We start from the raw sequence: 12,372 nt of genomic DNA, 5'->3' as shown, positions 1-12,372 counted from the left end.
GTCAGCGTCGTCCAAATGTACGCCTGTCAAAGGCGTCGATAATGGCTGCAGCCAATTCATCAATAGACTTTCCATCAACCGAAATATCGATGGCCCGGAAAGATGGTCCATAGGCAATCATTTTGCGTTGCATGGACATAAGTTGCGCAGCCTGCTCGGGCCTGAGAGGTGTCTCATCACGGTTTACAATGCGACGCTCTAGTTCGGCCTGCGTGATGTTCAATGTGAAGTGACAGTCTGGCCAACGCGAGAACCGCGCGAGAGACGAGATGAAATCAAGCACGGTTTTCTCGACGTCGCTATCGCTTGCCTCCGGAGCGTGATCATTTAGTCGAACAAGCTGATACGCCAGCGCCGAGATTACCCCCCGCTCCATTACAGCCACGTCGATGGTGGGCTCCACGTCGATCTCATACTTGCAGAATACATCGGCTAATATTACCGCAAGGTCCGCGATGGGCGAGGGTCGATTCTGATCCAGACGGAAGAAGCGATGTTTAGCGACGATCTCTTCGATGCCGCGCCCTACAAAGCAAGAAGAGAACTCTGTCTTGATTTTGCATTTGAGGCCTTTGGCGATGTAGATTTCTGAAATTGTCTTGCAGAGCGAGCTTTTTCCTGTGGCGTCAACGCCGTCCAATACCATCCAACGCACCAAATCCCCCTATAACTATGCGCGAAGTCTCGACGCTAATCTTGAGCTCTGTGTTGGCTAAATCGGTTTGGGTTAGCCAGTAAAATTGAGAATGCTCGGCTGGGTTGATGCGGACTGATTTCTCCAGAGATGTCATCAAAAAGTTCAGCTGCCGCGCTTTCTTCCCGGAGCCAGAGAGGTAGTCGAAAGCTCCCAAATATCCTTCCACCTGACCTTGCAGTCCGGTTTCTTCAAGGACTTCTCTGTGAAGAGCGCCAATAAGCTCTTCCCCGACATCGACGCCTCCGCTGGGCAGTTCAACCAGGCCTCCCATAAAATCGTCTGCGGCCCTTTCCAGGAGGAGGCACTGGGCTTCCCCTTCCCGAGGCAGATGAAGAATCACTGCGCCACATACAATTTTTTGAATGCCGTCCCTCGCGATTTCGAGAGCGAGCGAGTCTAGAAGGGGGCTGTCGACACTCATCATTTTGATTTACCCAAAGGCAGCAGGATTGTTGGCAACGACATCGCATACCTTTCTGAGACCAGCGATGTAGCTGGAGACCCAGTGCATCTCGTCATCGAACAGCCAAACGGGAAGCTTGATGGCAGTCTGAAAGAAGCGGGCGGCATTCGGCTGCGGCTCGCTGGCATTCAGTAGCATCGGACTATCGTAGAGTCGGGGGAGAACTTCCGGAGTTCGCGTGAAAAGAGGATAGCCTGCAGTCAACCCAGTGGAGGAAGGCTGGTCAACCTCCACGAGACCTTCTGCGTGCAATGCGCGAACAAAGCGATCAATTGGAACGTGAGCGCGTCCTTGATCATAATGAAACACAAAAGCATACCAAGCAGGTTGAGTACCCGCCGTATTGGGCAAATGAATAAATGAATACGGTTGAAGTGCAGCGATAAACTGGTTCGCGACGGTCTGGCGCCGGCTCGTCCAATCTCGCAGGTGTGAAAACTGCTCGTCAGCTATCGCTATTGCGATAGGATGGGCCCTCAGTTTGAGGCCAAGTCCGGTGGTAGCAAAGTCTCGGTAACGAGACGTGACCGACAATTGCTGCTTCGCCCGCTTGTTGTAGTGACCCAACATCAGAGCGCGTTCGAATAGAGTCTCATCGTCAGTGACCAGTATTCCACCTTCGCCACCGGTTACGTTCTTTTGCCCTTGCAGGCTCCAAGCCGCTGCGTGACCAAGTGATCCTACCATCGTATTGCCATCTGCGGCGCCGTGGGCGTGCGAGCAATCCTCTATAAGCGGAAGGCCAAGGCGCGCGGCAACGGTCAGCAGCGTCTTGGTGTTGCAGGGGTGGCCCCACATATGCGTAACGACTATCGCGCGCGTCCGTGGAGTGACGTATTGCTCAATCTTTGCGGGGTCGACATTGCCGTTCGCATCTGCGTCAACCTGATTGAGGAAAACACCGTACTGTGCGAGAGGAGATATTGTCGCGTAGAATGTATACGCAGGTACAATCAGTTCGTCGCCTGGTCTGAGATCAAGACCTTCGTAGATCGAATGTAGAGCCGATGTGCCCGAGTTTGTCAGAAGAGCAAATTTGCGTCCTACATGCGCCCGAAAGCGTTCTTCGAAGTCAAGGAAGATGCCGCTTCGATCATATATCGAGATAGATTTGCGGAGTTGCTCTAGAACTGCGTGTTCCACGTCAGCTGTGATCCGAGGCCAGACATGGTGAGGCCCAGGCGTAGATATCTCGGGCTGTCCACCGAATAGTGCCAGCGTAGCCATGCGTCGTCCTATCAAATCTTTTGCGCGTATATGTACTTTTTGCTCAACTAGTAATTGATAATGGGAACCCGCTGGTGTAGTCAATCGCCAGAGAGCTATTCGGAACGATATTTTGCCGTCGGCGTGTGAGTCGCTCGGGTTCGGCTGGTGGTACTCGCGCTATTTGAGCGGCGCAAAACGGCAGCTGATGAGCTCCTCGATCAGCTCTGGACCTGCACGGCCGGCCTGGAGGCGTAAGGGCACCTGCTACACTTTGGCCTCTCCATCCACTGGTGGGGAAGTACGACACGTAGCCTAGGAAGGCAGGGAACGGCTGCGGTGACGGCCAAGCGCGGGCACCGGCGCAAGCTGATGCATTCGCCGCCACCTCAGCCGGTTTGCCCACACGGTGTGACGCATGAGCTGGGATTCGCGGATGCCGAGCAGGGCGAGGAACAGCCGGTCGAGCTGGTCTATCATCCAGAGCAACTGGTCGCGGCGCCGCCGCACGTGCCGATACCGCGTGCTGCCGCTGTCAAAGAGGCTCACCACGTCGACCGTATGTGACGGCGCTCTCCGAACCGGCGCCGACCGAGAGGGAGGGGCGGAGAGGGCGCGATCGTAGCGCGCCAGCCGCTGCCTCATGCGCGTGAGCCGGGTCTCGGTCCGGGCTACCGCACGGCCATATGCCCTCGCGTTGTCGGCGAGGGTGCGCATGTTCCATTCGCGCCTGCTGCCCCGGTCAATATCAACATAGCGAAGCGGGCGCTTGCCGTCCTTGCGAGCACGCCCCACCAGCCGCACCTTACTCTTGGGCGCACGAACAACGGAGGCCTTGCGTGCCTTCGGCCCGACGTGGATTTCCGGCGCGCGATCCAGCGTTGCTACGGCGATCCGGTCGCCTCCTTTTGCCGCTTCGCGGCGCTGAACCCCAAGGCTGCGGTGGTCCACGCGTTGCGGCAATCGCTTTCGCTCAAGCGCCTTGTTCTGGTACTCAGCCCAAGCCTCGCGCCAGAGAAGCAGCATTTGGTCGCTATTCCACTCGCGGGTTTTCACGCGACGCAGACCGCCGCCGCCGGCCTGGCGCATCGTCAGCAGGACATGCGCGTGGAAATTCCGCGGGTCCTCCCCCTTCTCCACCACCGGAGCGTGGATGGCGAAATCCGCCACCATGCCCAGCGCCACAAAGTGCTTGAGGACGAAGCTGCGCAGCAACGCCAGCTGCTCGTCAGCACCAAGCTCATGCGGCAAGGCCATGTTGATTTCTCGCGCGAGCTGCGCGTCGCGCCGCGTCTCCATCCGCTCGACGCCATTCCACAACTGCTCGCGATCGAGCAACCATTCGGCTGCGTCCTCTGGCGCCAGGATCTCAGAATGAACCACGCCGCGCCGACGCGAAAAATCAACGTCTACCCCTCGTCGTTCATGCCGAAGCCTCTCGCCAGCCCGGTAAGCAGCCATCGCCACAACAGAGCGTCCTTCGGATCGCTTCACCACTTGCGCTGACAGATGATACGAAGCCATCAACCCCCTTACTCGTCGCGAAGCGACTCCTTACGGCCAGAACACCTCGTGTGCTGGCAGTGCACCTATGTCGCGCAGCGATGTATAAGTGCGCCATTCACCTGGCGAAGCCTCTGTCTCCTGCAAGAGAGTTGCAAGGATACATCGCTCCCTCTGGCTATATTATTTGAGAAACATGCCGGAAGGCCGATGTCACAGGTCATACAAATCGGCCGGGGGCAAAGCCCCCGGACCCCGTTGCTCCTGGCGATCAATGTTTCGTGAGACTCTGCCTCGATGCATTGCATGTGCCGCTACGCCGTTGCGCTATCTTCAGATTCGACAGGTTGGACGCCACTTGCGTCGACGGGCTTGCATTTGGACCGCTAATCACTACCTCAATCGTGGGCACGTATCGCGCCCACGAGAAGACAGCTGATGTCCAAGATTGGTTCGGAATGCACGATGGAGTGTGAGGACTAACGAACATGAAGACCGAGCCGCGGCGTATGCCGGCGGTTCGGATCAGGGCGCGGCGGTCCCAATCAGCCATTTCTTGGCTGGCTGTGGTCACTATCCTGGCGATGCTTCAGTCGTTGGTGCCAGATATTGATCTGAGTGTATCATATAGACACCCAACCAGCGGAAATCTCGATTTCCATCTGAGTGTGGGAAGCGCAAAAGATCGAGGTGAAGCAGCGCCAATCAGGAAGCTTCGAATTCCGAGATCTCGTGTTATCAGGCGATCCAAGTAAATCGCCTTTAGTCGCAACAGAAGCCGTTCCAGATACCTGGGCGGCTTCTTCTCTTTGGTCGGATCGGTTGGGGCAAGTCTATAAGCGGGCTATCAGGCGCCCGGGGCTGAAGCCCCAGCAGGACATCTCGCGCACCAGTCGACAGCATGGCGACAAGCGGCCTAATGGGATTGCAAGCCGCAGAGAACGGGAACGTGCGAAGGCGCTCGCAAGCTTCGGATAATCTATCGCGACCTGCGGGCAGCCGAGACAAAGCGGGTCATCTGGCCGATTGGAGTTGCCTTCTTCGATGCCCGTCGCGTTATTGCGGGCTGGTGCGAGCTACGCAAGGATTTCCGGGCCTTCCGGGTTGACCGCATTGGCCAGTGCAAAATGCTGGACGACCGCTACCCGGGTCGGCGACGCGATCTGGTCAGGCAATGGCGGACCCAGGTTGACCGCCAGCGAGCGCAGCGCCCGGAAGCAAAACGGCCCTCAAAAAGTAAGAAGGGCTGCGCCTAGCCCGAAGGCCGAGGCGCAGCAGCTAAGCTACGCCGCGCGCATCTCATTGTGGGCCACCCGCATGCGGGCGGTTTCGCAATGATCGGCATTGAGTTCGATGCCGGTATAGGACCGGCCCACCATCTGCGCAGCAACCAGCGTCGAGCCCGACCCGCAGAACGGATCGAGCACAAGTCCGTGCGCAGGACAGAACGCTTCAATAAGAGGCTGCAACACCTTGATTGGCTTCTGAGTTGGATGAAGACGATTACCAGTGTAGTGCCATTCGCGAACGTCGTCGATCGGCTTAAGTGGACGGGCGGGCTCTCCCTTGGCGAGCAGGTAGGCCTGCTCGTGCTTGCTCTGCACGAAACGCGACGACGGCGCATAAGGCTTGGTGAAGACGATATGGCCGACCAAGCGAAAGCCTGCAGCACGCCAGGCACCGATGAACTTGTCTGCATGATTCCAGCCGTAGAAGCTCAGGCAGAACGAATCCGGCTTGAGCACGCTATACATCTCGGCAAAGGAAGGTGCCAGCCACCCGTCGCGATCATCGTTCGCGATGATCCGGCCATCGCGTGAACGATACCGGCAGAGATAGGGCGGGTCGGTGAGGATGAAGTCAACCGAGGCAGACTCCATCCGACGCATCACCTCGACACAGTCGCCCTGGACGACCGTGTTGGCCAAGGAGTGGAGGGCGGCGCTCATGACCGAACCTCCAGACCCATGCACTGCGCGTGCCACGGCTCTTCGCTGGCATCTCTGACTGAAAAGTCGGCGAGGCCGTTAAGGTCATAAAGGGCTTTGCCCTTGGCGATCGCCTCGCGCATGCTGGTGGCAAACACGACGACTTCGTATACCGTCCAGCTCTTAAAGCCGACCGCATACCGCCGCGTGGCGGCGGGGCTCATTGCCCCGCCCCCTCGTCGTCCTCAGCGACCTTCGGATCGCGAAGGACCAGGCGGCCGTTCACGGGCAGGCAGCTCAGCTGGATGTTGAAGCCCTTGCCGTCCTGGTGTGCCCAGGCTGCGCCGATCTTGGTCCAGAAGGCCTTATCGCCTTCGCCCTCGACTACATACACTGCGTGGGGCGCCGGTTTCTTTTCGTTGCGTTTCATCTTTCTTACTCCCGTTTGGTTTTACCGGCTGCGCCAATCGCGGCCGGACGGGAGTTTTCAGGGAACGAAGGATGAGCGGCGGGGCAAGGAGGCTCCGACCGAGGGACCCTTAGGGATACGGTTGGATGCCTTGCGCCGACGCGCTTCGGGCCCAACTTCCCGTCCAGCTACTGGCCGCGCATTGGATGCTGCCTCCACACGGGAGTAGTCCTGAGACGCAATAGAACCGCGCCACGATGAGTTTTGTGCAAAGAGAAGGAACCTCCTACCCGAACTGCGCCGAGACGCAGAGCCATGGACACACTAGGGCCGCGATGCAGTGCTGACATCACATGGTGCATGTCCGGTTGGGTTGACGGTGGTGGCCGAGTCAATAACGTCGGCGGTCGAACGACTGAGATGTCAAACCCGCTAGGCGAGCCAGGACGAGAAGGCGGCCGCAAAAGTTGGTCAAGCTAGAGGAGTGGCTTTGTGATTGAAGCGCAGACCATCTCTATTTGGAGAAGCGAGGACGCGGATGGTGGCACGTCACCTCCGGAACTCGTCGAGGCACTTGTGGATGTTTCAAAATCCAAGGCGACTCGGCAACTGATCCGTAAGGGTGAAGGCCGCAGTGTTAAATGCCATCTTCGTGTTCCCCTGGTTCAAGACTGTCACGTTCATTCGGAAGAACTGGGACGCGCCTTACGAAAGGTGATGCGCGCAGCGATCGAGGCGGGCGGTCCTGGCGACCACTTTATGATCGACCTGCATGTCAGTCCGGATTCCCGGCTAGTGGTGCAAGCGAAGCCTCGAGAGCCACGGCTCAAGATGGAGCAACGGTCTCGGAAATAGAGCTGGTGCGCACTATGCTCTATCGGGCAGCCGATAGGGCCAATTAGGGTGGGCGCCGCGGCTAGGGATATGACCCCACTGATCTCGGTCGGGGAAGAGCGCCGATGGCGATCGACCCCTGCGAATGGATGCGATCACCGAAATCTTTTCACCTTGGCTGCGCCGAAAGCATCAGGGGTCAAACGGTTGCCGCCACAGGCGCACCGAGGGCTCAATCAAGCCTCCAGAGCTGTGCAATGGCGGCAATAATCTCCGCTTGGCGTCGCTCCAGTGTCGCGACCGTCCACTCCTTTTCCTTCAGGACGTTGCTTGTGATCGCGAAATTCGCAATCCCCGCTTTCATCGCGAAGTACTTTTCCTTCTTCTCCACGAAATCAAAGTTGCTCGCCTGGGAGTTCTTGCGGCGGGTAAGAAGGACTAGGTTGGCGAGCTTGTGAACCCACCGCTCACGTTCGGAGGCGTCCGGAAAGTCAGTCAGCCACTTGCTTCCCACGGAGGGATTCTGCGGAAGGACGTGTTCGACGGTGACAATCGGCTGATTGTATACGGCGCTGCCGCCGGATAGCAGCTCATCAAGCCGGAGCAGAAGCGGCAGGCGGATGCGCGTGACCCTGTAAATGTCACCCTGCAAGGCCTCCCGGACAAATGTCTTTTCCCCAGCACTCAACTGAAGAGGCGACTCTGCCGCGAAGAGATCGTCGCCGGTCTGAATTGATCCGAGCAGCTTTCCGTAACGCCGGATGCGCTCGGATGGATCGCTCCTCATGAGGAAAAGGCCGTAGGCCAGCCGCTCCAGGTCGGACAAGAAGCGCAGAATGAATTCAGGGCTCTCCCTCCTTCGCGCAATGACCTCGATCGCGGGAGGCTGCCAGTCGAAGTTGTCCAGGCGGGACAGGTGTGTCAGCTCGCGGTTAATCTCGTCAGCATGCTTGAAGCTCACAAAGCTCTTGTCGGTGATCTGCTCATACGCCTCGGCGTAGGGCGACAACTCCTTGTTGATGAAGTTTGCAGGGTTCTTCCGGCTCGGCACGAATTCGCGGAATTCCGCGATCAGGGTACCCTGCATCTTCTGCTTACGATGGATCATCCGGATGTGGCCGAATAGCTCGGCGAACCGCGATCTTCCCAGCTCGTCCTCGATATCCTCCCAGATGCTGGTGAAATCGTCCTGCTTATCGACGGGTAGGGCGCCGATGATTTCGGCCTTGAGAATGTCAGCCGGAGATAGGTCCAGCCCACGTGAATTGAGGACAGAGAATATCCGGAAGGCGGATTCTTGGTCGGATGCCGCCACTATCACCAGATAGCAGCGCTGGGCGATGTACATTGTGAGCCGTCGCCGCCGCTCATCGGACACGTCCTTTAGCTTCTCGCGGAAAAATGCGGCGTTCTCGACCATGCGGGCGCGAGCGTCCGAATACTGGCGAGCATCGGGCAGGCTCTGCGTTTGCGATACAGTCTGGATCATCGAGCGGAAGAACTCGGCATCTCGCTCCCTGGGTGTTAGGCGAAAGACGTCGGCAGTTTCCTTGATCGGGTCGCCAGTCTGGCAAATGTAGTTATGAATTGCTTGCCCGATTCTCGCATCCGCCAGGTCTCGGAGGACGCAAAGAAGTATTGTTATCGTCGTAAGGCGTTGCTGGCCGTCGACGACGTCGGCTTGAGGCGCCAGAGGATTCTTGATGAGGACGATGCTACCAAGAAAATACGGGCTCGCGTTCGCGACGTCTCCCGCGTCGCCACAAGCGGTCGTTATGTCCTCAAGGAGCTCGCTCGCCTGCTCGGTGGTCCAGGCATAGGGGCGTTGGTATGACGGGATACTGAAAAGGTACTTGTCGCAAAAGATATCAAGTATCGGCTTCTCGTTTGCTTCAATCGTATGACGAATCATCTGCTCTCCTCAATATTCCTTCCCAGGTTGCGGCCTCTCCATGCCGGATTTGGCGGCAAGGATACTATTTTCGGTTGTGGATGTAACCGCAATGTTTTTGTGCCGGGCTAGCGGCGCACCGGGGAAAGACGTGCAGCTCGCGCGTGTGGCACCAAGCGCGCAAAAACTGCGTCTTGCAAAGATAAATGAGGGGAAGCTGCACTCGCGCGCGAAAGCGAGGCAGCAAACAGCCTTCACCGTGATGCAGCATGGCGCGCCAGCGCAAGAGCGCATGTTCAGCGGGAAATTGCCGCACATCGATCAGCGCTCATTGACAACTTCTGGTGTTGTGGCAGAATTGTTCCCTTTCAGATATTTTTTGACTCAAGGGAGGTAATTATGACCGCCAAACGTCAAGCGCGAGCACGGCTCCTGGCCCTGTGTCTGGCTTCACCGGTGATCTTATTAGATATTCCCGAGAGCTTCGCAGCCGATGCGAGCGAGCCCATCGCGTATATCGGTCACGGAGCCTTTTTCGACAATAGTGGTAACCAGATCAAGCTCACGCAGGAATTCATCGAAAAGGCTCAGGCGTATTACCGGCAGCGCCTTCTTTCTTCGATGCCGGCCGACAAAGCGACTGCCTTCTCGGACGCTGAAAAGGGGGTGAGTCAGCCATCGACGTCATCGCGTCAAAACAACTTGGTGCTTCAAAACAGGAGCCTCCGGTCGTTGACGCGGCATTCCACCGATCCAGACGCTGGTCGGATTGCCAGTATCTTGAATGCTTTGGACTATGCGCTGAAGTCGCAAATTCCTGAGCGCGCGGATACTGGTGTGCCAACCCGGAAATTCATTCCAGAACCTCAAGTGCGCGAGTTCCTCGAGAAACAAACATTCCAGCTTCAGCAGGCACTGCCGCTCGCCAATACAACGAAGGGCGGCCAGCAATACATTGATGAGTGTCGAAGCAATGGCGTTCCGATACCGCCGCCAGTTGGCAAACTGGACCCAGCTGGCACCGCTGGCTGGAGAAGCCTTGGCTTCATTCCGAAAGAAGCGCAATTCATCGTGGGGAGCCCGGCGGAGGTCAGGGTCTTTACGAGTGCTACTCCTGCAGGAATGTGTATCGCGCTACCGCGATATGCTGACGATAGCAAGCAGTCGGTTGCTCTGGACGGCGTCATTTGCCTTGGCCAGCTCACCTCTAAGGTGTGCTTTTGGGATAACCAAATGCCTGCCAGCGATGGGCAGGGCGGCACACAAGGCGTTACATTCGAGTTTGCTACGGGCGAGCAGATCCCGATCGGAGTGCCGGATCTGAAGATCGATCCCAAGGGGCGATTTCAAGGTGGAGGCTTCGATCTCAACAATGGACAGGGAGGAGTTTGTACGAACTGCCACGCAGGAGAAAATCCCTACATAATCCACCCCAAAGTTGATTTGGGTGGCGGTCTCCTCATGGGCAAGCTCAATAAGCCGCCGCTGAACCTGCCGACCTTTTCAACCGACCGCTACGATCCTTTCGTTCCTCCTTCGTGGCCGCAGAACGCGACGTCGGAGGCTGCGGCCAAAGTGCCTTCCGCCTGCGGCGTCTGCCATGAGAAGGATGGGCCAGGCGGACGCTTCCCGCAATTGTCGACTGCGCTTCAAGGCTACTGCGGCACGATATTGCGTCAAGCGATCGAAAAGACGATGCCGCCAGGCAATCCCGGCAGCCTCCAAAACGATCCGGAGGTGAAGAACTTCCTCGCGCTATGCCTTGCGTCGCCGGACGTCAGCATGGCCGACTCAACGCCTTGATTATCTCAACCGCTTGCCGAGTCAGCTCGGTATGTAACTGATCGCAATACAATTGCATTACCGCTTTTCGCGCGCCGTGGGCGCGCGGTGGACTTCTAGCGGGGCCTGGCTCGTTCGTGTTGTGCCGCCAGTGTTGCGGGCTATGCACGCGTTCCGAAGCAATAGAGTCGGTACGATACGTACGCTTCATAGACGGGCGGTCGAATCGCATCCTATGGCCGATTATAAATTGTTGCGGCCGTTCAAGGGGGCGTCGCACAGTTGAACGGAAACCTTACGATCAGTGACGCCGCTACCGCTCAAGTCTGAAAGCTCACCGAGTGAACAGCGGTTGTGCCAGGACACGCTCTGCTTACGAATGTGGGGCATCACGGAGTGGGTAGCGGTTGCGGCCGGGGGCGAACGCTATGAACGATCTCATCGTCAATTCGACAAATAGAGGCTCTCGAACGAATCTCGCGGCCGCGGCACGGCGCATGGTTCGCTCGATATTTTTCCTTTTGCCGCTAGTGTTTACGTGGCTGAAGCTGCGTAATTTGTCGCCATCGGACATCGCAGAACTGATCTCTGACGTGTCGGCCAGAGATATTGTCTGGAAGGCAGCGCTGATAATCTACTTCTTTGCTTGGGTTTGGGGAACTCTTTGGGACGTTGGATTGCAGGAGCGCGTCTATTTGGAGGCGCCGAACAAAGGTAAGATGCCCTGGCGGGCGATCGGAATGGCAGCAGCCATCTGCACTGCTGGCGCAGTCTTGGTATGGGTGGATTCATTCGTACGGTTCGTCGGAGCCTTAGCACTGTTTACGACAGTGGATCATGTCGCATGGCGATACCTGGTGAACTTTCTCCAGCCGATGATTCAACAAGCGCGCGAAGAGTACGGCAAGTTGGACGACGCAATTGCGTTGGAGCAGTTGCGACTGGTCGAGGACCAAGTCTGTGGCACTTGGAAATGGTGGCGAGGGCTCGTTGGGGGTGTTTGGATATTTGTTATGTTAGCGCTTGCCATCGAGATGTCGCCCGAAAGTTCTATCAGAGCTGGACGAATGGAGCTCCCTTGGGGATTTGTCCAGGCGGCAAGCATTTTAGTTTGGGTTTTGCTTATGGAGATTTGGCATTGGCACGTTCGCATCGTAACGAGGGTTGGTGTGGACACGTTGGAACACTTGCGGGACAAGTACAAGCTAACGCCTCTGCTGCCACGCGCTTAACGTGACGGGGAACCTGCTTCGACGCTTGCGGCACGCCTCGAACGCAAGGCGCAGATTGCAAAAGATTTCGAGAGGCAGAGTCCAAAAGAGCAATTGATCTTGACTCATGAGCGAACGACGGTCATCTAGTCAATATTGCAACCATATGTTGTCCAGCAATTGCGGCGGCGTACTGATTTCATTTTGATTGAGGAAGAATATGCCGCGGCGCATCGTGCTCCTCTCAGATGGCACTGGCAATTCATCAGCAAAGGTCTGGCGAACCAACGTTTGGCGCATGTTCAGCGCGTTGGACCTCACCAATGACGATCAGGTCGCTTGCTATGACGACGGGGTCGGGACCTCGTCGTTCAAGCCGTTAGCTCTGCTCGGAGGAGCATTTGGCATTGGCCTCCGCCGCAACGTCATCACGCTCTACAAGTTCGCG

Annotated in this window: 13 protein-coding genes and 1 pseudogene; 6 read left to right on the top strand and 8 right to left on the bottom strand. The window is 57.3% G+C overall.

Annotated features, from left to right (window positions below; all coding sequences use genetic code 11):
• Position 1: 1 nt before the first annotated feature.
• The 4 genes from AKL29_RS23915 to mobQ form a co-directional block, all read right to left on the bottom strand.
• Positions 2–646, bottom strand: a complete 645-nt coding sequence (locus tag AKL29_RS23915) for a nucleoside/nucleotide kinase family protein (protein WP_050385849.1) — start codon at positions 644–646, stop codon at positions 2–4.
• Positions 627–1,121 (bottom strand): NUDIX hydrolase, encoded by a 495-nt coding sequence (locus AKL29_RS41020; protein ID WP_082190681.1) that lies wholly within the window; start codon positions 1,119–1,121, stop codon positions 627–629. The genes AKL29_RS23915 and AKL29_RS41020 overlap by 20 nt, the downstream gene beginning before the upstream one ends.
• Before the next feature lie 6 nt (positions 1,122–1,127).
• Positions 1,128–2,303 (bottom strand): aminotransferase class V-fold PLP-dependent enzyme, encoded by a 1,176-nt coding sequence (locus AKL29_RS41015; RefSeq protein WP_160321776.1) that lies wholly within the window; start codon positions 2,301–2,303, stop codon positions 1,128–1,130.
• Positions 2,304–2,681: 378 nt separating this feature from the next.
• Positions 2,682–3,890 carry a MobQ family relaxase gene (gene mobQ, locus AKL29_RS39890; protein ID WP_082190679.1) on the bottom strand — a complete coding sequence of 403 codons (1,209 nt, stop codon included), beginning with the start codon at positions 3,888–3,890 and terminating at the stop codon, positions 2,682–2,684.
• Positions 3,891–4,840: 950 nt separating this feature from the next.
• Between mobQ and AKL29_RS41010 the strand changes: the two are divergent.
• Positions 4,841–5,125, top strand: a pseudogene (locus AKL29_RS41010) (helix-turn-helix transcriptional regulator); the annotation flags it as partial.
• Positions 5,126–5,152: 27 nt separating this feature from the next.
• Here the strand turns inward: AKL29_RS41010 and AKL29_RS23900 are convergent.
• The 3 genes from AKL29_RS23900 to AKL29_RS23890 are packed head-to-tail and all read right to left on the bottom strand — an operon-like array spanning position 5,153 to position 6,227.
• On the bottom strand, positions 5,153–5,818 hold the full coding sequence (locus AKL29_RS23900; RefSeq protein ID WP_082190677.1) for a DNA methyltransferase: 666 nt from the start codon (positions 5,816–5,818) through the stop codon (positions 5,153–5,155).
• Complete coding sequence (locus AKL29_RS23895) at positions 5,815–6,021, bottom strand: hypothetical protein (RefSeq protein WP_050385847.1); 207 nt, start codon at positions 6,019–6,021, stop codon at positions 5,815–5,817. Before AKL29_RS23895 ends, AKL29_RS23900 begins: the two co-directional genes overlap by 4 nt.
• Complete coding sequence (locus AKL29_RS23890) at positions 6,018–6,227, bottom strand: hypothetical protein (protein WP_050385846.1); 210 nt, start codon at positions 6,225–6,227, stop codon at positions 6,018–6,020. The genes AKL29_RS23895 and AKL29_RS23890 overlap by 4 nt, the downstream gene beginning before the upstream one ends.
• Before the next feature lie 471 nt (positions 6,228–6,698).
• On the opposite strand from AKL29_RS23890, the gene AKL29_RS42180 reads away from it, so the two are divergent.
• Positions 6,699–7,061: a hypothetical protein gene (locus AKL29_RS42180; RefSeq protein ID WP_152977736.1), complete on the top strand. Its 363-nt coding sequence runs from the start codon at positions 6,699–6,701 to the stop codon at positions 7,059–7,061.
• Positions 7,062–7,272: 211 nt separating this feature from the next.
• Here AKL29_RS42180 and AKL29_RS23885 read toward each other — a convergent pair whose 3' ends face one another.
• Complete coding sequence (locus AKL29_RS23885; RefSeq protein WP_050385845.1) at positions 7,273–8,952, bottom strand: DUF262 domain-containing protein; 1,680 nt, start codon at positions 8,950–8,952, stop codon at positions 7,273–7,275.
• 40 nt (positions 8,953–8,992) lie between these two features.
• Between AKL29_RS23885 and AKL29_RS23880 the strand changes: the two genes are divergently transcribed.
• The 4 genes from AKL29_RS23880 to AKL29_RS23865 form a co-directional block, all read left to right on the top strand.
• Positions 8,993–9,328, top strand: a complete 336-nt coding sequence (locus AKL29_RS23880) for a hypothetical protein (protein ID WP_152977735.1) — start codon at positions 8,993–8,995, stop codon at positions 9,326–9,328.
• Positions 9,329–9,330: 2 nt separating this feature from the next.
• Positions 9,331–10,734, top strand: a complete 1,404-nt coding sequence (locus AKL29_RS23875; RefSeq protein ID WP_050385843.1) for a hypothetical protein — start codon at positions 9,331–9,333, stop codon at positions 10,732–10,734.
• Between the two features lie 407 nt (positions 10,735–11,141).
• Positions 11,142–11,945, top strand: coding sequence for a hypothetical protein (locus AKL29_RS23870; RefSeq protein WP_152977734.1), 804 nt, complete (start codon positions 11,142–11,144; stop codon positions 11,943–11,945).
• A 199-nt stretch (positions 11,946–12,144) separates the two neighbouring features.
• Positions 12,145–12,372: phospholipase effector Tle1 domain-containing protein (locus AKL29_RS23865; protein WP_193395247.1), on the top strand; the 228-nt coding region annotated here is incomplete at its 3' end.

Origin of the sequence: Bradyrhizobium pachyrhizi, from assembly GCF_001189245.1 — a bacterium.
GTDB lineage: Bacteria > Pseudomonadota > Alphaproteobacteria > Rhizobiales > Xanthobacteraceae > Bradyrhizobium > Bradyrhizobium pachyrhizi.
This window is presented reverse-complemented; position numbering and strand designations above follow the sequence as displayed.

Coding starts and splice junctions, on each gene's coding strand:
- AKL29_RS23915 (WP_050385849.1), bottom strand. CDS start 646: ATGGTATTGGACGGCGTTGACGCCACAGGAAAAAGCTCGCTCTGCAAG.
- AKL29_RS41020 (WP_082190681.1), bottom strand. CDS start 1,121: ATGATGAGTGTCGACAGCCCCCTTCTAGACTCGCTCGCTCTCGAAATC.
- mobQ (WP_082190679.1), bottom strand. CDS start 3,890: ATGGCTTCGTATCATCTGTCAGCGCAAGTGGTGAAGCGATCCGAAGGA.
- AKL29_RS23900 (WP_082190677.1), bottom strand. CDS start 5,818: ATGAGCGCCGCCCTCCACTCCTTGGCCAACACGGTCGTCCAGGGCGAC.
- AKL29_RS23895 (WP_050385847.1), bottom strand. CDS start 6,021: ATGAGCCCCGCCGCCACGCGGCGGTATGCGGTCGGCTTTAAGAGCTGG.
- AKL29_RS23890 (WP_050385846.1), bottom strand. CDS start 6,227: ATGAAACGCAACGAAAAGAAACCGGCGCCCCACGCAGTGTATGTAGTC.
- AKL29_RS23885 (WP_050385845.1), bottom strand. CDS start 8,952: ATGATTCGTCATACGATTGAAGCAAACGAGAAGCCGATACTTGATATC.
- AKL29_RS23880 (WP_152977735.1), top strand. CDS start 8,993: ATGCCGGATTTGGCGGCAAGGATACTATTTTCGGTTGTGGATGTAACC.
- AKL29_RS23875 (WP_050385843.1), top strand. CDS start 9,331: ATGACCGCCAAACGTCAAGCGCGAGCACGGCTCCTGGCCCTGTGTCTG.
- AKL29_RS23870 (WP_152977734.1), top strand. CDS start 11,142: ATGAACGATCTCATCGTCAATTCGACAAATAGAGGCTCTCGAACGAAT.